The following is a 20,090-nucleotide window of genomic DNA, read 5'->3' on the forward strand; positions in this document are numbered from 1 at the left end:
ATTTCATTAAAAATCTTTCTCACGAATTTCGTTTGTTAACTTCAATCGCAATGAATTCCGGCAAATAATTGGGAGTACAGCCCTTTGAGACCATTTCATCTTTATAAAGACCCGTTTTCTCACCAAGTTCAATACACCGTGCTCGAAACTTTTGATCATAAACGCCGATCCACCCTACAATGAAATTCATCGCCCATTGAACCTCCGGTTCTTCCTGCATAATATTAGCTTCAATTGCTGCTAGTAAGTCTTCGGTGTTATCAGGCGGTGTTTGTCCAGTCCATCTCAATCGCGCTTGATAATACCAGAAAGTTCTTCTTTGAAGAGCAGAAGGGCTATTGTCCCATGACTCCATCCATGCAATTGTCTTCTTGTCTTTGGTGAGCTGATTAGCCATTAACCAATCCATTAAGTGATTTCGCTCATCGAAAGTGTGAATCTGCATATCCTGATCAAGCTTATTCAGCACATCTTCTGAAAGAAGTTTTTTGTCCATAATCAAGATTGCCAATAGTCTGGGCAAAAAATCCTCGGTTGACCAAAGTTCCATAGCTAATTCGTGATCTTTTTTAATGTCCTTCGCGATTTTTCGTAAGTCCCCTAGCTTAGTTGTACTATTGATCTGTGCTAGGATGTTTTCTGCCTTTGAAGAACGTTTCATTTCTGAACTTTCATTCTTATTCATTGGACACCACAACTCCTTTATGAAAGCACTGTGTCATAATATGTCCTTGGTGCGATATATCAATAACTTAATTTCGTTATAAGTCTTATCGCATACAAATGTACCATAACGGAGTGCTTCATTTCCCCCTACTTATGTACGGTTCACCATGTTAAACTAAAACGAGAATTACCTACTCTATACTAAAGAATGCTACATAACCAGATGTAGGCAGATTATACGCCAAAAATAGGTAGAAAGGGGCGCCATGAATCGTTCTCTGAAGCAACTGATGAAGTCATTATTAGTACCAGCGATCCCCGGTGGAATCATTACTATTCTTATATTTTATTCGGACTACTTCCAATTCGAACTTGTTGACAAATTTCTACTGTTTGCGTCTTTCGTCATTGTACCGCTTGTAATCTTATTTTTGAACTATGACGAAAAGAATAAACATCAACGAATCGTTTATGCCTCTATTACATGGCTTCAATTTCCCGCAGCGCTTCTTGCCCTGACTTCCGTAATGAGCAGTAAGATATGGGGATTAGAAATCACGGCAATACCGGGGATTCTCTCCCTTGGGTGGCTACTGTTCACACTGCTACTCGGTATTTATGGATTTATAAATATTGTAATTCACAAGGGAAAATCAGCGGAAATAGCGATTGGCGCGGGACTCGTTTATTTTTTTATCGGGGGCATTTGGTTTACCTTATATCAATATCAATTGAACCTCTTCCAGGCTAATCCTGCAACGCATGCGTTAAGCTCCGTCCACTTTCATTTTTCATCTGCTATCGTTCCGATTTTTATTGGTGCACTGGGACGGATCATGTCGAAGAAAAGCTGGTACCCCTGGGTCGTTGCCATCGATATCATCGGCCCCATATTGATTGCTTTTGGTATGATCTTCTCCAAGCCAATAGAGTACATTGGTGTCACTTTGTTCGCCTGTAATATTGTGGTCTACACCACTTATCTCCTTACTTACTTGAGGAGACACTCTTTACGCAATAAGGCAACCTTCTTTTTAGGCCTTTCCTGCTTAGCCTTTTACACGGTTATCGTCATTTCCATTTTCTATCCGCTACTGAGAAACATGTTTTCCTTAACCATACTCGATTTCATTCCCATATACGGATCTCTGCATGCATTTGGTTTTGTCTTATGTGGATTAATTGGTTGGGTGCACATGGTAGACTCTATTAAGAAAAAAAGCTTGTCTACGAGTATAGATGCGTGATCGACTTGTGTGAATGATTACATACAAAACTTAACGGCCTTCGTCCCATCGAATTCAGGACGAAGGCCGCTTAACGATCTTTTTTTCACTGTTTACTTGACTGGGCAGTTCAGTTCATCTTGCAGATGCATCACTTGTGATACGGTTCACCTTGTTTGTTGCTTCGCCAACGAGAAAAGACTGAGAAGTCTCTCAGTCTACACCATATCTATAATCAATACATCGCTAAAAGTCCCACCTTACTATGTAAGCATAACAATGGAAAATTCACTTGTCACCACGTCTTGCAAAAGTACTTAAAATAGAATTCCTAAGAGAAACAATTATAATTTCAGGTAATAAAACAAAAAATACATATGCCAACACAATGAATGGTAAGGAAGCAATAAAAATATCAGCTCCCTGGCTTTCTCTGGAGCGCTCAACTAGCAACCACCACAAAGGTATTGTAATAATCCACAATAGAACATTAGAAATCATTAAATAACCAATATTTCTCCATAGGAGACAAAATAAAAAGGCAATGATTGCTGGAATAATCCACGAACCTATCATACGACCATTACTTAATATCACAAACGCAATAATTGGATAGAGAAGTGTGATGAATATCTGAACAGCTCTATTACTATATAAACTCATTTGTCTGTCCCCTTTCTACTCAAAACAACAATATCCCTTTTTATATAATTATACCCTATTATACTATTTACTCCCATGTTTATTTTGTATATAATTGGAATTAAAATCCAATAGAAAGGGAGTGTAATTGTTTGTGATGAAAACATCAAAATTATTTCTTCATTTTTTACTTTTGTTTCTTATTCTAGGGACCTTTATGAATTCTACTTCTGCAAGTGCTTCTGAAGCTTATCCTTTGGTAGGAACTTCAGATGAACTCTCCTCCTTAGTGGATTTCTCTGATGAAGTCTACCCTCCTGTAAGTGCCACTGATGACACTTACGGAATTTCACCTTCAGCATTAGATCCAGATTCAACATATCCGGGAACAAATATTAGAGTCAGAGTTGGAGATGTCCTTTATTCTTCCAAAGCGCTTGGTGGGAGTACAAAGATTGTCGGGCATGTTGGAATCATGGGACCTGACTACAGAATTTATCATGTTAATCCTGTAACCGATAAAAATCAAGGAGAAGGTGGAAAAAGAGATACTATTTATAATTATCAAAGAAGACATGATCCTGGTGAATCAATTGCAGTCTATAGAGCCACTCATGGCCGTAATGCAGCTTATTGGGCACAAGATAATTATTCTTCAGTAACAAATTACTATATTCCTTGGGCTTCTTGGGACAACTTCCAACTTAAGACCATTAATCCTAATTACTGCTCAAAATTTATATGGCAAGCATTCTATTATGGGAATTATAATACAGATTATATTATAGGTTACTATACACCAAATAAAGAAGCTTTTGTCACTCCAAGTCAAATTATTGATAGCGATATTCTTACATATGTGGGTTCATTCGGGAGCCGTGACTAAGGCATAAGATAGATACTACTATTCAAATTTTTATAATGAGAACGGTTTGCTGTTTTTTAGTTAGTTTCAAATACTATGTCCTTTTATCACCTGAGTTTATTGTTTTGCTATTTAGCGAGCAAAGCCTTTATAAACTCAGAGTAGCATAACTGAGATAATAATCCGTCTCTAGTTCTACTTGGCTAGAGACGATTTTTCTGAATAACATTCATAAATATTTGTACTGACTTTACTTTCCCTCTTCTGGCAAGAAAATGAATCACGGATCGGCTACACTTAGTTGGTCAGAAAAAATAAGGGGTTGTAGAATAAACCTATCAAGTGAAGGAGCGGAACTCTACAATGCCAAAACAACAACGACGTACGTTTACAGCAGAATTCAAAAAGCAAATGGTTCAGTCACAGGCAAGCATGTATTTGCTTAAATTTTTCAAATTCCGTTGCCGTCACTTGTGATAAGGTTCAGCTTAACGGAGCTATCGGCGAAAAATACGAAAGGAGCATGTCGTGACATGCTCCTTTATTGTTTCCGTTAAACACTTTTTTACTTATGGTATGGTTCAGCTAATGGATATTCAGCAAATAAACAAATAAAGATAATCAAAAGGTATGATTATCTTCATATAATATTTTTTTAATCCCCTTTAAAGTTCGAAACCATTTTGTCCCTGGTTTCAATGAGTAATGAGGGTCTTGTATTTGAGCCCTTATACAGTGAGTTTTCCAAATACGATACTTTTAAAGTATCAGATATGCTCGAAACAATCCTGCTAAAGTTTCTATCAGACACTAGATCATGTTCTTCGCTAATAAGTATATTTAAAAAAGCAGATATTATCATCAATATTGGTGTTTGTAAATATTGATTTTTACTTTGGACTCCATAGATCTCCTTGGATAAGGGATGCTTAATCGAAAGTTCATCGTAAACTTTTGTATAGAATTGGTTCACTTTTCCAAGTGTGTTTGAAAAAAAGGCTATTAGTGTTTTATCATTATTTTGCTCTGCGGCCTCTTTCATAAAATTTTCTGCATATTGAGGCGATGTATCATACTCTTCTTTCAAACCATCTTTAAGAATTGAGGCCATTATATACAATGACTCGTGAACTGACTTGTCAGCGTATCTGGTTTTGGTAATATTATAAATTTCCTTTAATTTAACATCTTCTAAGTAAGAATCTATCTGTTTATTAAACCAAATATTAAACTCACTTCTATAGACTGCATGACGTATTTCCTGCTTACTTAATGGATGAGTGCCTTGGTTATATCTCTTAAAAATCTCCATTTCAAGCTTAGGGTTGTTTTGAACATGAATATTTTCAAAAGTTAAATGAGATTGGAATAGAAGTTTATTACGAGTCTCTGGCGGAAGTTCAGTAAACTTGCGATCGTTTAAATCTTTTAAATGGTCAAGACCCTTTAATTTAAATTTATCAGTTAGGAAACGATATACCGCGCGTAACCTATGCTGGCCATCAATTACATTAGCTATGTGCGGCACTTTAGTGATGTCAGAAGATAGATAAATAACGGGAATAGGTATGCCTATTAAAATTGATTCGATTAGTAAACTCTCGTCTTTCTCAGTAAATTTATACTCCCGCTGATATTCAGGGTCCAAGTTTATCCCACCCTCCCCTTTTATACCTGCTTCTATTTCTTCACGTACACTTTGTAGCTTTTTGGAATCAGAAGTCGATTTTACTTCCCATATATTAGACATGAATACTCCACCTTAAGAATTATATTCGTACAATATATCTGTGGAAATTGATTGAAGCTCGGGGTAAACACTCACTTTCGATATTCCCATATCAAACAATTGTTTTTTTATCAACTGCTTTTTATCCTTATCGATAATAATCTTTACCAAATAACGATTAGCATCAACATAATCCTCCATAGCCTGACAGTTCAAAGGAAAAAGGGTAAATGCACCCCTCTGTGCATTTATTCGATTATTACTCCTAGGCCCTATAACTGCAATTGGATTTACAATCCGTTCTTTTCTCTTTCCAATACCGTAAAACTCTTCAAGACCTGTCTGAATAAAAGCTTTTGAATTTTGGGAGAAACTTAAAATTCCATCTTCAATCGTGAAGGGTGCTTTAGCATTTAATTCAAAGGGGTTTAAGCACCAAACAACAGGAACGTCTTCTTCGTTTTCATAAGTATATCTGTCATCTTCAACAGCAAAAAACAAACCAACCAATGCACTTTGAGACCAATCTAGCAGTCTTGTTGGAAGTCCAAAGTGCTGTGCTGTCAGCATCCATTCCCAGTCATCGTTCGGAACAGTTTCCAGATACGAAACTGCCCGTGATTTGAATTGGATCATAAAGTTTTGATCGCAAGTATCACTGTACGCTCTGTTATCAAATTTATCCAACCGTAAAAGTGAGGGCAATAGGCTTCTATTAATCGAACTCTGTCCTCTAAAAAAGCTAAAGCCTTCTGAAGTAATTGATGATAATGCTTCAGCAAATCCTGAGATAGAATCTACTCTGATTTCTTGAATTTGATTGCTTACAGGGGCAGCAGGGGCATTCGTCATTTAGATGCTCTCCTTAAGAAATATTAGTATAAGGAACATTTTAACATATATAAAGTAACTAGTCCCGCTCCCTAAGAAAGCATAACATTAATTTTTCGCCCTACTTGTGGTACGGTCAGCTTAACGGGTCTATCGGCGAAAAATGCTCTGCGGGCGCGTAGTTCCCAAATGCTTTACCAATTTAGATACTATAATCTTAAAAAGCCATCTTGGTTATCAGCATTTAGGGCATATAAAAGGCCATATATACCCAATCGGTTGAATTGGTTACATATGGCCTTTTCCTTGGATCTCCTTAAATGGGAAACGACTCTCCATACTGCTTATTGTACGATTTTTTTAATTCCTCTAAAAAAGACTCCCTTTTCTTGCGGGTATCCTGTACCTTAATTAGCAGTTCCTCTTCTTCAAGAATCTGCCTTTCGTAATATTCTTTAGCGCCGAACTTGGCCATCCTTTCACGGTAACCAATAATTCTATCATTGGTTGTACGCTCTGCCACTAACCATTCTCTAATAGAACCCTCTAAATCCAATATGATTTCAAGCATATCACTTCTGCTTCCTGTGATCATAGTGTCTACTCCCCTCTCTCTCGCGTAATTATAAACGACTATGGAAATAACTTCAATTTTGTTCCAACAAAACTTAAGCTTGTTTACTCTATTTTTCACACCTAAGTGTTTCGCGAGGCGGCGTTCCGAGCTTCAAAGTGACTTGCGTTTTTGGAGTTCTTAAGCCTGCAAGTTGGGCTTAACGAACTACTGCCAAAAACCACGTAAGCGGAAGCAGAGAGGGAAGTTCTCCATAAATCCTTCCTAATCGTTCACCGAAGTCAAGTTTGTAATTAGTCCCGCTCCTCCTCTATTCTTTACTCGAATCCGAATATCGGGGAATGGAGGAATGGGCTAATGGAATGGGAGATGTACACCTATATGAAGCGGCGCAGGGAAGGCGTAGTAAACAATCTCACCAACGAGCTGCTTCAACCGAAGACAGAGGACTCACTAAGGAAGGCGCTGGAAGAGGCTTCAAAGAAGGGCGGCGAACAGAACAAGGTGAACCGCCGCGAAGATCGTGCGAGAGCCAAGCAGATTATGGCGAACGCGACGGAACAGGTGCGTGAACAGGAATCCCCGAAACGCATCCGACACGATCTGGAGCTACTTGATGAAGTAATTCAGAAGGGCTTCGACACGTTGAGCAAAATGGAAGTGATTAGCCCTGCCACCGCCATTAAGGCTATGGAGATGAAACACAAGCTCACCAATGGCTCAACCGGAGGTTATACGTACTATGGGCTGGAGGAAATCAAGCTTCGTGAGGATGCGCGTGAACAGGCAATCACAGCGGCGATTCTACAATTCATTCCAGTCGAGCAGCATGATGCCGTGATCCGGCGCATGGAGGATGTGACACGAGCTTATTACGAATCGATTGGCTTGGGTGAAGCCTATGCGCAGCAGATCGCAAGAGAGGCAATGGAAGGTCGTGTATGAAGAAAAGGAGAACGCTTATGATGACGTTCTCCCTTGGGTTGGGCACGGTGAAGGCGTGATATTAAATATCAAAATAGTTTTTTATGAGACGGATTGTCAAGCCAAGTGCGACAGTTCCTCTGAAAAGGATTCGTGAGCGGTCCTCCAGTCCAGACATTTACGTGGTCTTTGGTTGATCAAGTGCAGAGCGTTTTCCAGAGCTTCATCCGTGATTTGCGCGAAATCGGTCCCCTTGGGGAAAAACTCTCGCAAGAGGCCGTTGGCATTCTCATTCGAGCCGCGTTGCCAGGAGGAATACGGATCTGCGAAATACACCTGTACGCCATGAGTAGCTTCCAAGCTGGCGTAACAGGCAAACTCCTTGCCACGGTCTGCGGTAGCGGTTTGAAATGCATGGGTAGGATACTGTGAGGCCGCTACACCAAAGGCAATCTCCATGGACAACGCGGTACGGTCTGGCATCCGAATGGCGGTGTACAAGCGGGTTTTGCGTTCGATAAACGTGGCCAAGCAGCCCTTGCTTTTCCCACGGCCTGAGACGACTGTATCGAGCTCCCAATGGCCGAAGGTCTCCCGGGAACGAACCACTTTCGGACGCTGAGAGATGGCCTTACCCACAGCGAACTTGCCGCGTGTCTCTGCAGGTCTCTGCCGTTTACCTTTGTGCCGTAAAACCGTAAGCACGCCTTTTACCAAACGGCCTGTATACAGCCAGCGATAGATCGTTTTAAAACATACCATCGCTTGACCCTCCTGACGCAATCGCTCTACGGTTTGCTCCGGAGACCAGGTCGCCTGAAGCTTTTCTTCGATGCGACTCGCCAGTTCTAGATTCCACTTACCTCCGGAAACTGACGCCTTACGGCGCTGGACATAGCCCTCTTGCGAGTTCTCCGCGCAGTACGGGTGTTCTGCTGCATTTCGGCGGAGTTCACGGCCAATGGTGGCATGATGTCTGCCAAGTTCCTTGGCAATCGCTCTGGTACTTTTCCCCTGCTGGTGGAGGATTTCTAGCTTGCTGCGCTCGATTATGCTAAGATGTGTGTAGCTCATGGTGGATTCTCCTTGTGTGAATGCGTGGTGTAGGAACCTTCATTCTACACGAATCCGGCCATGGGCCCTTTTTTATTTATTTCCAGTAGGTGTCGCACTTCATATTACAATCCGTCATGAATATATCTTTATTCAAATCAATAATATATTAATAAACATTTATCGAGGAGGACATATATGTTCATTAAAATGTCTATTGAAGAAATTAAATCTCTTGAGCAAAAGGAAATGGCGACTCACATCTCTTTATGGGACAGTCTTGAAAAAGCAGAGAAATTCTATTCACCCCTTGATGGTTTATATACTGCTTACAAAGAGGAAAACAAAAATCTTATATCTGCATTTTCAACACCAGTTAAAATCTATAGATTATATATCTCTGTATAAGTATTTTATTTTTCCATTGCTCTTGAAATCCTGAAGTAACGCTTATCTAATGCATCTTTCCCTCCCTCCATGATATTACAAACCGCTTCACGAACGTCGTTTTTTTGTAGTGCTCCGCTTACCTGATTATATATCTGTCCATTTTCAAAGTTCATTTGAATTATATTCTCGGCTGCACCATTAACAGGAATGTTCGGATTATGAGTTATAACAATAACTTGCTGTTTAGTTTTAAATCTCCTCAATTCAGTAACCACTAAATCAGTAATTCTTTTTGTATCTAAGTCTTCTTCTGGCTGATCAATAATTATTGGTGAGTCGTCTAATAATAACATTAAGGAAAGCATTGCAGCAGTTCTTTGACCGGCAGAGCCCGTTTCAATATCTTCTTCTTTACGATTGGTAACTAACTTTAAACTGATTTTATCTTCAGGGTACCAAACAAATAGTCTATCTATGTCTTCTGGCGTATTAATCTTTAGAGATGTCAGATGTTTTACAAAAGGCTTATTGAAGTTTTGACTCTCCTCTTCATTTGCCCTTAAAAGTCTAATTATTAATTCTTGCCTAGATTCCCATGCAGATGTGGAATTTGTTATGTTTAACAAACACCCTCTTATTGGGTTCCCTTCATCATCTCGTTCAAGTATGTCTCTTGCAAATTCTGTCCCAGGTCTTCTTATTAAGCTACGAAAGCTCGTTTCTGCGTTATCGAGGTCACCCATTATTGAAAGACACATCTTTACACTAGAATTTGTGCCTTGCCAACGACTAATTACATTATTTCTTTGTGTTCTTAACTGGATTTCATGTGCATGAATATCGTTTAAATATTGCTTTACTATTTTGTCTTGTTCTGTAAATTGCTCTTCAAGGGCTGCAATATCTTTAAGTTTTTGCTGAAGAAGATGTGATTTTGAAGATAATTCCCCATAAGCGTTAGGGTTCTTTTCCCCTTGTTCCTCTAATTTACGAACAAACTCTGAATATTTTTGTTCATTCTCCATCCTTGTTTGTTGCCAGGGAATGTAGTCTACAACTCCCTTTGTTTTTTCAATCAATTGGTTTGTTCTAGAAACCAATTGAACTAATGTATTCTTAATCGCTTCGTATTCTATTGATTGAACTCTCAACATATCTATAGAATTTTTATCTAGTGAAGAAAAACACTCTTCATCAAAGAGATAGGGCGGGGCATCCTTAATAATATCTTTAAGTGTGACCATAAATGTATCGACTTTTGATACTGAGTTAAGGATTGTATTATTAGTTGCTTGCGTTTTCTGATATTCTTCAAGCAGAGTTTTATATCCCGATTCTTCAAAAACCTTCATTTTTGCCAAGGTGTCTTCAAGCTCCGCTTTTATATTCCCTTTTTCACTGATTTTCGATTTCAAATCCCTCTGTTTAGCGCGGGACTGCATCCATTTTTTTGTTAACTCTTCTTTTTCTTCTATCCAGCTATTTTTGTCAAATTGTTCATCAATAATTTTTAATATATGATTGGGATCTTCAGTTAGAGAATAAAGATGCTTCTGACTAAATATTCTAACAGGAAACCGAGAGTCTATATTACTACTTTCTACCTTCCTTTCCCATACTCCGTCTTCATTAAGTTGTTCCTCGATAATTTTATTGTTCTCCCACTTAAGAGCAATCTCCCTTCCATCCTTGTGCATCTGCACACGAATGACTGTGGAATCGGTAAGCATCCCTGTTTTACCACGTTCTTTTGGAATCTTATTAAATTCGATAAATTGTTCGTCAATTTTCTCAGGTAGACCATTAACCTTATTGAAGGGGAGCCTCATATATTCAATGATGCTGGATTTTCCCGATCCTCTTCCGCCAATAATTGTATTTAACCAAGGGCTAAAACTAATGTTTAATTTTCTGCCTCTTCCTGCTTTCGCCCCATTAGTTACCTCTATTGATTGAATATAAAATCGTTCTCTGACGTCATTCGGATTTGTAGTTAAGACATCATTTCTAATAATACCATCTTCGCCATCATGTAATGCTAAGCGTAGTGCTTCTAAGTTTGGGCTCTCCATTTTCACCCATGTAAAAGACGATCCTGCCGAATCAGGATGATGACTATCAGAGCCAGCTATCTCAGCAAATACTAGCTTAGAGTCAATATAAATTTGTGGTTTATTGTAATTAATATTACATACCTGAATAGCAAGAAGCCCATCAGTTGTTAAACATGTTCTTAGCGAGTTTCCTTGTTCTTCAACAAATAATCCTCTTACTGTATCTACATGGGCCGGAATAGGTAAACCTTTCATTTGAAGAATTATCTCAACAACCTCATTGAAAGATTTTCTAGTGCACTGGTCGGAGTCCCCCGATTGACCAAAGTATTCACATCTGGCAAGTAAATTGCTTATATGTTCAGAAGTTTCGCTCGGGTCAAATATAGCCAAAAGATGGATATTCCCATGAACTGTAATCTCTACGCCTGGGAATATTGTTATTTCCCTGAAACCTTCAACCTGTTCTTCTCGCATAGTAGCTAATTCATTTTTTAATACATCGATCCAATGCCCTGAGTTATGATCTGTCACGGCGACACAATCAATTTCTTTTCCCATGTAATCCAAAAGCCATTCACGTGGAGTTCTTTGTTGAAGTACAGTGTAATTTGATCCTTTTCCGTAATCTATGGATTTAGGAGTGTGTGTATGGAAATCAAATTTCCACCATCTTGCGCCATGATAAATCAACATAAACACCCTTCCGTTTAATATGTATAGGTCTTATAGACTGTATGTTTAATTTCTCTTGCTTATTTCCCTTCCAACATCATATCATATTATGGAAAATTGTGGGTACAGACAACTAAAAAACCTCTGGGCCCAATAAAGTATCAGAGGCATGCATTTCACGCTTATATTTCCTTAATAAAACCAGTTTTTCGCCGTCACTTATGACACTGTCCCTCCGATTAATCTAATCGCCCGATACATCTACTCCAACAGCGTCCAACGCATCATATGGTGCGAATAAATCAGCGGCCAAAAGAGAGCCCCCCTGTCGGCGCGTGAGCAGCCGCGATGTAGTTGGTTAGTCGGTACAGATATATCATAAATCATTTTTATTACGGTAGCACTGGCCCTAATTTAAAACGAACTTTTGAGACAATTTCAAGCGCGTAGGCTATATTATCTATAACTTCAAGTGAAAAGATTAATACTGCCCCAAAGTTAGCATTCAGATCTTTTAACTCTTTTCTCAAAATTGATATATTTTCCTTTATCCAGATCTCATAAAGACTAAGTTGATTAAAACAAAAATCGCTTACTCGAAGAACTTCCGCATTCAATCCTGAAGTTGTATAGCCTCCCCCTAAAGGGCCATAGATAACTCCATCCCCCACCTCTACCGCCGTAATAGTATGTAACCTTCTCAAGCTTTTTCGATCCTCGTCTGTAATCTCTTTCTCTAGTCTTGACATCTTCATCTTAAATTGAGCTATTGATTCTGGCCAATTCTTATGAACTGTAGTAATTATTTCTTTTTTAGTCCAACTTCCGTGTGGCATGACATTAATTAAATATGCTCTATCGTTGTCGAACCTTGCCAAGAGCAGAGGGCCTGTACGCTCGACAAATCCTTCATTGTCTAAAGAAGTCCCCAAATGTAGGTGGTAAACTCCCCAATCATTCAATAAATCATCGTTATATTCTAGATTCACGATTTTTTTACTTAAATTAGATTTTATAGACTCGCCTTTGGCTATTTTCTCTACGACAGAATCCAGACCAGCTTGAAGCTGAACCGGACAAGTAAAGTTATTAGAGAATAACACCTCTCTCGGGACAGGTGTAACCAAACGACGTTGTAAATTGAAGTATTGTAAGCTTATATTTTCGTCCGATGTCCCTTGACTGACTTTATATCCTTGTAACTCAATATTATGTTTTAGTAATCTGGCCCAATCTCTATGAAAGTCAATCTTGATTTGGTGTGTAAAAGGCATTACGTCCCCGCCCCCTGTTTCATAAAAGTATTACTGTCTATAATGCTCATCTACCCTTTAGAGTAATTATCACTGATTAAGAAGACTGGGAATAGGGCGAATATATGGCGAGGCGAACTTTTCACTTATTTTTTCGCCGTCATTTATGGTATGGTTTTCCCTGTTATCTGTGGCGGCAAGTTTTAAAGGCCATCCTTTGTAGGATGGTTTTCCCGTAAGACAAGGCTGGAACTAGAGCTACGAAACAATCAGCCGCCTCAGTACATATGGGCTTGTGCGATCCCTGAGTCATAAGAAATGTCACAAATCTCCTTCAAAGGGCATATCTACATTATCTAAAACGGATAGAGCGTAACACAGATTCCCAACATAATCCTATTACTCTACCGTCTCGTAGCGATCATTCTGCATTGCCTGCTCAATCCATCCCTTAATCTGATGCTTAGGCAGTAGGATATTGCCTCCAAAAGCATTACTCCTATGAAAGCCCCAGTCTCCATATACTAGCATATGGTACTGACTATCCATTCGTTTTACGAGTCCCCATACGCCGAGATCTCCTTGTGCGCCAGCACTTATAAATAACCAATCCCTGTAATTGAATATATAGGGCTTTCCGAACATCTCAAAATCCCCCAAGTACCCGTTACTCCCATCTCTGACCGGAAAACGCATATTGTAATCCTTAATCATCAATACCTCTAAAACCTTAACTCGCAACCACGCTTTATAATCGTTCCGCTCTAGTACACGTTCGATGGAGCATCGAACAAAAGAGGATTGCTCAATCTCTTCGGGATGAGAATCCCATCCATTAAGGCTGGAGGATACTGGGGTATACAACATCCAAAAGGGTTCTCCTATCATCATATGGAAAGGATGATATACTTTCACTGTTCTAACCTGGCCTTGCAAAGGAGGGCGATCTGACCGCATCCAACGGGGGTCATCTAGCGGGGGGACTTTATTTTCGTAATCAGACCATTCCATAATATCATTTTCGAAGCCAACGATATCAAAAAGCTCACTCTCCATCTTCACGCGCTCCGATAAACTTTTGCATGTGCCGCATACCAAGGCGATTACCTCTTGTCCCATCCATTTCAAATCCTTTCTATTAACCAACTGCTTAATCAGACAGTGCGTTCATAAGCACCCTGCCACCTTGTAACACCAGTACCCCGCTGGGTTCAGATCGCCAGAACCCTTAAAATTGCAGACCATCTTACTGTTTGATTGATCGGAGCCTTACGATTTCCACAATAATAACCACTTTATCAAACGACATGCCTTCCCTAATGTCAGTAATACTCAAATGTCCCTTCTGGTTGATCGCAATGGCGATGATGCAAAATTCTTGAATGATTGCTGTCTAAAAATTTAGCCGTCACTTATGGTATGGTTCACCTCGATTAATCTTCACCGCCCGGTACACCTGCTCCACCAGCACCAGCCTCATGAGTTGATGTGGGAGCGTCATGCGCCCGAAACACAGCTTCTGCTGAGCCCGCCGTAGGACCGCATCAGCAATACCATGACTCCCACCGATGACGAACACCACATGGCTCGTACCGTAGGTACCAAGCTTGTCTAGCTCGGAGGCCAGATCCTCGGAGCTCCAGAGCTTCCCATCCAACGTTAGAGCCACCACATGCGCATCCGGCTTGATCTGGGCGAGAATACGCTCGCCCTCTTTATCCTTTACAATCTGCACTTCGGCATCGCTTAGATGGTCAGGAGCCTTCTCATCCGGTACCTCAATGATCTGGAACTTGATATATGGCTTCAGCCGCTTGGCATATTCATTGATGCCATCGACCAGATATTTTTCCTTCAGCTTACCTACTCCAATAATTTCAACCAGCATAGCTTCCTCCTTGAATCCGTTCACGTAAGATACGTATACTATACCGTCTGCTGTCTACCTTGTCCAAGTGTATCCAAGCCTCAAGGCTCTTACCCTAACCGCAGGCCTCATCTAGAGTGAAAGGCTGCGTGAGACCCAGCCCCTCCTCATCAAACCGTACGTGAGGTTTTCCCTCATACGGCTTTCCGATGTTCGTCATTCATGCGCATGCAGATTACAATAGCGATTTGAGTCCATACTGTGTAGACAAGAATCTGACCTCCCGGATCGAGTTGATCCAGCCTGAGCGTTGTCGCTTCTTCGCATACCACCTTGCGAGTCTCAGTAAGATGTACCAATTCAGCTTTGCCATTTTCAATTGGCTGTAGGCCGTGTAGTAATAGTTCCGCCAGCCTTGAATCTTCGGATTCAGCCATTCTACGTGTTCCTGGAATGACTTATGTCGCATACTCGGCGGCGCCAATCTTTCCTTTATCACTTCCCGGATGCGTTCTTCTGCTTTTCGGGTTAGCCACTGCTGGGTGGTGTAGTACACCTTTCCCTTCGACGTTTCCGTTTTCGTCTTGCGATGGTGCAAGCCAAGAAAGTCGAAGCCTTCTTCTCCCGTCCAGAGGCCGACGATGCGGGTTTTGGTCGGATGTAACGTAAGTTCCAGTCGCTCCATGATCGTGCGTACTAGTTCGTGCGCTCGATCTGCGTCTTTCCTCGTCCTACACACGATGACGAAGTCATCTGCGTATCGCGTCAGTTCTCCGATCCCGCTACCATGCCGTTCCCACAGGATGTCGAAGTAGTTCAGATAGATGTTCGCCAGTAGCGGAGAGATCACCCCGCCCTGCGGTGTTCCTACATCCGAGCGCCTTATCGTTCCTTCTTCCATGACTCCGCCTTTAACCACTTCCGCACCAGTTTCAGGATACGCCTGTCGCTGATTCGCATTTCCAACAGTTTCATGAGCTTCTCCTGGTTGATGTTGTCGAAGTAGCCTTGGATGTCGATGTCGACCACCCAATTCCATTTGCGGTTGCATGCTTTTCGGATACGCTCAAGCGCTTCCTTAGCGCTTCGCTTCGGACGGAATCCGAATGAGGATTCCTGAAAGTCCGCTTCAAAGATTGGTTCCATTACTAGTTTTGTTGCCATCTGTATGACGCGGTCTCGAATGGTTGGAATCCCTAGCGGTCTTCGTTTCCCGTCTTTCTTCGGAATGTATTGCCGCCGGACAGGCTGTGGGTGATATTTGCCTTCTTTCAGCAGTCGATGGCATTCATGCAGAAAGAGATGTTCTCCTTGCTTTTCAATGTCAGCCATCGTTTCACCGTCGATGCCTGCCGATCCTTTGTTCGCTCTCACCCTGCGCCATGCTTCCCACATGATATCCATCCGGTAGACCTTGTCGTACAGCGCGTGGAATCTTCGCTTCTTGCTCTCCTTGGCCGCATGACCTAGCTTCTCTTGGAGTTGTTGAACGTTTTCCTTGGGTGTCGTTAGCCGTTTGGCATTCACTGACTCGTACCTCCTTAAGAAACATGAACAAAGTAGGGCGCCTTTCCTCCCGCAGGTTGTGTTGTCCTGCGTTCTTCGGTACTATTCGCCCCTCGGACTCCCTTCCTGCAGACGGTTCATTTCACCTTTCGGGTTTATAGATCGTCTTTTTACGGTTACAAAAAAAAAATCCCGTGCAGGGGAGGGTCTCCCCAGTTCACTGCATCCTCTTTCATACCATGCCGCTCCCCATACGCCGGAGGATTCTTCACTGCTGTTCCAAGTTCCTTACAGCTTCCTTGGCCTTCGTCCATGCGCGCGGGACTCGGCTTCCTCTTTTCCCTCTTGCGAGGCCTTTTTGACGACGCGGCAGGATTCACTTCATGTTACGGCCTGACATGTTGCTCGCCCTGTCTCTGTCAGGTACTTTCGTCGATACGCTTTTACGCACAGATTTCGCCATACGCAAGTATCCTAGCTACGTGGGGGCTTGGCCCCTCCCACGACCGGACTTCCACCGGCTAGAAGATGCGTGCTTAGCTGGGCACGCCACACAGCAAAAAGAGCACCAATAGGTGCCCCTCATAATAGTCTGCGATTGCATACCCCAGACATTACATACGCACATAATCAAATTGCTTATCGCGCACTGTAATAAGCCACATAACTCAGCTACGAATTAAATCCTCTATATAGATTGAACCTGTAAAATTGAGAAAGGGAATGAGCAACGGAGGGGAAGTTTGGAACTGGAGGAGCGATAGCGAACGCCTTTGTCTCTGGATTTCTACGGCTATAAGCCGTTTACATGAAAGAAATCTGGAGACAACAGCGGCCGGAGGTTCAAACGTTCACCGCAGTTGCACGAACCCGAACTCTTACCACTTCTGTTCAATTTATATAGATTACATATACAGCATCGAAAAATGTAGCTCATGCCCCAACTGCTTCAGATAGTTGTACAGCTGCGAACGGTGGTGGAATACATGCGTCAGTGTCTCGATCTGCCACTGTGCCTGTAGATGACCATGCTCTGCATAGAACGCCTTGGTCGAACGGTTAAGCAGATCCTCCTCGCTGAGCGACACGATATAATCCTTGTAGCCCTCAAAGTTGCTCCGCAAAATTGTCGCCAATTGCTCAGGATCATCCTGCCCCGACAGACGATTCTCCACCTCGCCAACCTCTGCCTCACCCTTTTCCTGCATAATGACCAGATCAGAGGCGGTAATCTGTACGAAATGATGCACTAACTCCTGTAAAGACCTCATATTATCCTGCGGTCGATAGGCCCAATCCTCAGGACGGATACGACGAATCAGCTCGGCTCCTGTACGCACTCCGGTCTCTAGCTCCTGCAGCAAATGATCTCGCATTTGAAAAGTTCCACTCATCTATCATATCTCCTTTGTTATCGATCCTCCATGGATCGTATTGTACAGCTTGTCTAACAATCTATATTTGTAGTGTACCCGAATAAGCACGGGACGTATTGTACATAACGGACAATTTTTGCTTATGCTCAGCAGCAGCTACACCGGGGGTGGCCCCATACCAGGCACGAAAATGCCGAATCAGATGCGCCTGATCGAAGAAGCCATGTGCCACAGCCAGCTCTGCCCAGTCTTGGATATGTCCCTGCTGTATAGAGGCCAGCACCTGTTGGCAGCGCACAACCTCACTGAAGCGCTTCGGGCTAATGCCGAGCCACGGCTTGAAGTACCGATGCAGCTGCCGTTCACTGACCGTCTCCTGCGCAGCCAACTCCTGAATGCTAGTCTGCCCACCACTCGTAAATATACGATGCAGCACATTCTTCATGAGGTCACCTTCAGCCATATGCCCATGCAGAAGTGTACTGCTGATCCAGCTATTCAGGTAAGTGTCCATGAGCCGAGCACGTTCCCGGAAGCTTGTTGTCTCCAGCATCCGTTCACCCAATTCGCGTAGCTCCGTTGCACTTCTTGGCCAGCACTGCTCCAGTGGTATCCGTTGATCCGTGAATTCATCCAGAGATATACCATGGAAGACCCTAGCCCCTCCTGGAAAAAAGCGCACCCCAAACGTATAGCCCGCTCCCCTACTCCTTGTATCTACTTCTGTAGCAGGTTCTTCATGAAACGCAAACGGCTTGGTATAATTCCCGCAATACGACATGTCCAGCTCTTCCCTGACTGGGTCGTAGGTCAACAGAATATCCGAGCAGCCGTCAGGCAGGACCCTCGCGGATACAGCCAAGCCTTCCTGTTGATTTCGTTGGTAAACTTCACCTGGAGCCGATTGCCTTTGCGGACTACCATGAATCCATTCAGCGAACTGCTCGAAATCATTCATAAGCTGCTCATGAGCGCCTGATTCCCAGTAGCAAGCCACATACGGGAGTAACGAAGCAGAAGGGTGGCATTCAGCATACCCCTTGCCCGTGACCATACCATTGATTTGTAAGGGGCGGTATAACGAATGCAGCCTGTAATCCATGTGCTCACCCTCCCAAAATCATGATCATACGCCCATAAAATACACCTGGTATCCTAATCCTTTTATTTTTACTTTTACTTCTTCTTAATTCTTTTTAATTCTTTTTATATTCCTTTATTCTTATAAATTCCTTTGAGTTTTCTTTATCGCTCTTGAATTCTCACTATCGCTCTTGAGTTCTTTTTATCTCTCTTTATCTCTCTTTATCTCTCTTTAAGTTTACTTTCTCTCTTAATAATTTCTTATACTTCTTCTTCATTTCCTTCGCTCTCTTGAGCGCTCTATTACTCCTTCAACCAATCCGCTTGTCTTCACACTCCGCCATCCACCGCTGCTTCACCAATCCGAACATATGCAGGTCCTCATAGCGCTCGCAAAATAACGCATACTGCTCCAGTAGCCCCTCCAGCCGAAAACCCATCCGCTGTAGCAAGCGGGCCGAAGCCTCATTATCCGGGTAGACGAGTGCGCTAATTCGATTCAGTCCCATCGGCCCGAAGCCATAGGAGATCGTAGCCTCTACCGCCTCTGTCGCGTAGCCCTGTCCCTGTGCAACCGGCTCCAGCTCATAACCGAGCTCTGCCCGTTGGTAGCCATGCACCCACGAGTGAAAGCCCACAGTCCCGATCAACCGTCGCTCCTGCTTCAATTCAATCCCCCACCGTATGCCCCGTAGCTCAAGGTACAGCAGCCGAAAACGCTCAATCATCTCCTCGGCCTCCATCAGCTCGATCATGGGATGACGTCCGTAATAACGCATGACCTGCTCCGATCCAAATATGCCGAACAAGGGCTCCGCATCCTGCGCCGTGATTGGACGTAGCCGCAGACGAGGTGTCTCCAGCTCCGGGAACTCCCGCCACTCCAGTGCTCCTGCTTCCATTTGCTTCTCCCCCGCTTTTGTGGATTTATCTATAACTTATTATGTATGTTTGAATTATAACATCATGCATACCGAGCAGACCCTCACCTAGGCAGCACCTCAGGTTAGCAACTAAAGTGAGTTGCCTAGCCTGGTACTTTGACCAAATAAGGTTTCGGGTTTTAATGATCTACATAGAACATCGTTAGCGGAAAGCGGGGAAGTCCTAGAGAAACGGAGTGTCCGCCTTTAAGCTTGCTGTTCATCTGCTTATCAACTTTGGTCAAAAGAACAGCAAGCTTAACAGTGGTCGACAGGACTCCCCGCTTGGAGTGACTCTACACTCCTATTTGATCTAGTCAAGGCACTAACCAGCCTCTATGGAACAAAAAGAGCGTAATTGCTTACGCTCCCCTTCGTCATTCCACACGCTGGCTTATATCTTCTTCTATCTATATGAACCGTTCCTCATTCATAGATCTCATCTCGCCTGTA

The 20,090-nt window shown here is 42.4% G+C and carries 19 protein-coding genes; 4 read left to right on the forward strand and 15 right to left on the reverse strand.

Translation table 11 applies throughout. From position 1 onward, the window contains the following. Positions 1–19 precede the first annotated feature (19 nt). Entirely contained in the window at positions 20–685 is a 666-nt protein-coding gene (locus K331_RS0118340) for a DNA alkylation repair protein (protein WP_028591459.1), read from the reverse strand. 247 nt (positions 686–932) lie between these two features. On the opposite strand from K331_RS0118340, the gene K331_RS0118345 reads away from it, so the two are divergent. Continuing rightward, positions 933–1,913, forward strand: a complete 981-nt coding sequence (locus tag K331_RS0118345) for a YndJ family transporter (protein WP_028591460.1) — start codon at positions 933–935, stop codon at positions 1,911–1,913. Positions 1,914–2,180: 267 nt separating this feature from the next. Here the strand turns inward: K331_RS0118345 and K331_RS0118350 are convergent, their stop codons facing one another. After that, the gene (locus K331_RS0118350) at positions 2,181–2,555 is read right to left on the reverse strand and encodes a hypothetical protein (RefSeq protein WP_028591461.1); all 375 of its coding nucleotides are present in this window, start codon (positions 2,553–2,555) and stop codon (positions 2,181–2,183) included. A 136-nt stretch (positions 2,556–2,691) separates the two neighbouring features. On the opposite strand from K331_RS0118350, the gene K331_RS0118355 reads away from it, so the two are divergent. Continuing rightward, positions 2,692–3,420, forward strand: coding sequence for a hypothetical protein (locus K331_RS0118355; protein WP_028591462.1), 729 nt, complete (start codon positions 2,692–2,694; stop codon positions 3,418–3,420). 634 nt (positions 3,421–4,054) lie between these two features. Here the strand turns inward: K331_RS0118355 and K331_RS0118360 are convergent. The 3 genes from K331_RS0118360 to K331_RS0118370 form a co-directional block, all read right to left on the reverse strand. After that, positions 4,055–5,149 (reverse strand): DUF262 domain-containing protein, encoded by a 1,095-nt coding sequence (locus K331_RS0118360; RefSeq protein ID WP_028591463.1) that lies wholly within the window; start codon positions 5,147–5,149, stop codon positions 4,055–4,057. A gap of 12 nt (positions 5,150–5,161) precedes the next feature. Next, the gene (locus K331_RS0118365) at positions 5,162–5,980 is read right to left on the reverse strand and encodes an FRG domain-containing protein (RefSeq protein WP_051289908.1); all 819 of its coding nucleotides are present in this window, start codon (positions 5,978–5,980) and stop codon (positions 5,162–5,164) included. Positions 5,981–6,275: 295 nt separating this feature from the next. Next, positions 6,276–6,554: a hypothetical protein gene (locus K331_RS0118370; protein ID WP_028591465.1), complete on the reverse strand. Its 279-nt coding sequence runs from the start codon at positions 6,552–6,554 to the stop codon at positions 6,276–6,278. A gap of 336 nt (positions 6,555–6,890) precedes the next feature. Between K331_RS0118370 and K331_RS31075 the strand changes: the two genes are divergently transcribed. Beyond that, entirely contained in the window at positions 6,891–7,478 is a 588-nt protein-coding gene (locus K331_RS31075; RefSeq protein WP_051289909.1) for a hypothetical protein, read from the forward strand. Between the two features lie 96 nt (positions 7,479–7,574). On the opposite strand, the gene K331_RS0118380 is transcribed toward K331_RS31075, so the two are convergent. Further along, the gene (locus tag K331_RS0118380) at positions 7,575–8,531 is read right to left on the reverse strand and encodes an IS30 family transposase (protein WP_028591466.1); all 957 of its coding nucleotides are present in this window, start codon (positions 8,529–8,531) and stop codon (positions 7,575–7,577) included. A gap of 177 nt (positions 8,532–8,708) precedes the next feature. On the opposite strand from K331_RS0118380, the gene K331_RS0118385 reads away from it, so the two are divergent. Then, entirely contained in the window at positions 8,709–8,918 is a 210-nt protein-coding gene (locus K331_RS0118385) for a hypothetical protein (protein WP_028591467.1), read from the forward strand. 5 nt (positions 8,919–8,923) lie between these two features. Here the strand turns inward: K331_RS0118385 and K331_RS0118390 are convergent, their stop codons facing one another. The 9 genes from K331_RS0118390 to K331_RS0118430 all read right to left on the reverse strand — a co-directional run bounded on the left by K331_RS0118390 (position 8,924) and on the right by K331_RS0118430 (position 19,616). After that, positions 8,924–11,647 (reverse strand): TrlF family AAA-like ATPase, encoded by a 2,724-nt coding sequence (locus tag K331_RS0118390; protein WP_404821510.1) that lies wholly within the window; start codon positions 11,645–11,647, stop codon positions 8,924–8,926. A gap of 374 nt (positions 11,648–12,021) precedes the next feature. After that, positions 12,022–12,903: a hypothetical protein gene (locus K331_RS29905; RefSeq protein WP_051289910.1), complete on the reverse strand. Its 882-nt coding sequence runs from the start codon at positions 12,901–12,903 to the stop codon at positions 12,022–12,024. Positions 12,904–13,281: 378 nt separating this feature from the next. Beyond that, a complete protein-coding gene (locus K331_RS0118400) occupies positions 13,282–13,749 on the reverse strand; it encodes a hypothetical protein (protein WP_226383633.1) in 468 nt (155 codons plus the stop codon). Between the two features lie 541 nt (positions 13,750–14,290). Continuing rightward, a complete protein-coding gene (rlmH, locus tag K331_RS0118405; protein ID WP_018883721.1) occupies positions 14,291–14,770 on the reverse strand; it encodes a 23S rRNA (pseudouridine(1915)-N(3))-methyltransferase RlmH in 480 nt (159 codons plus the stop codon). A gap of 214 nt (positions 14,771–14,984) precedes the next feature. Beyond that, positions 14,985–15,650: a reverse transcriptase domain-containing protein gene (locus K331_RS32970; protein WP_264177762.1), complete on the reverse strand. Its 666-nt coding sequence runs from the start codon at positions 15,648–15,650 to the stop codon at positions 14,985–14,987. Beyond that, a complete protein-coding gene (locus K331_RS32975; RefSeq protein ID WP_264177763.1) occupies positions 15,632–16,276 on the reverse strand; it encodes a reverse transcriptase domain-containing protein in 645 nt (214 codons plus the stop codon). Before K331_RS32975 ends, K331_RS32970 begins: the two co-directional genes overlap by 19 nt. An 884-nt stretch (positions 16,277–17,160) precedes the next feature. Next, positions 17,161–17,649, reverse strand: coding sequence for a DinB family protein (locus K331_RS0118420; protein ID WP_018883720.1), 489 nt, complete (start codon positions 17,647–17,649; stop codon positions 17,161–17,163). 61 nt (positions 17,650–17,710) lie between these two features. Next, entirely contained in the window at positions 17,711–18,733 is a 1,023-nt protein-coding gene (locus K331_RS0118425; RefSeq protein WP_028591470.1) for an AraC family transcriptional regulator, read from the reverse strand. Positions 18,734–19,025: 292 nt separating this feature from the next. After that, positions 19,026–19,616 (reverse strand): GNAT family N-acetyltransferase, encoded by a 591-nt coding sequence (locus K331_RS0118430; RefSeq protein ID WP_018883718.1) that lies wholly within the window; start codon positions 19,614–19,616, stop codon positions 19,026–19,028. Between the last annotated feature and the right edge of the window lie 474 nt (positions 19,617–20,090).

The sequence above is a fragment of the Paenibacillus massiliensis subsp. panacisoli DSM 21345 genome, assembly GCF_000426545.1.
GTDB classification, from domain to species: domain Bacteria; phylum Bacillota; class Bacilli; order Paenibacillales; family Paenibacillaceae; genus Paenibacillus; species Paenibacillus panacisoli.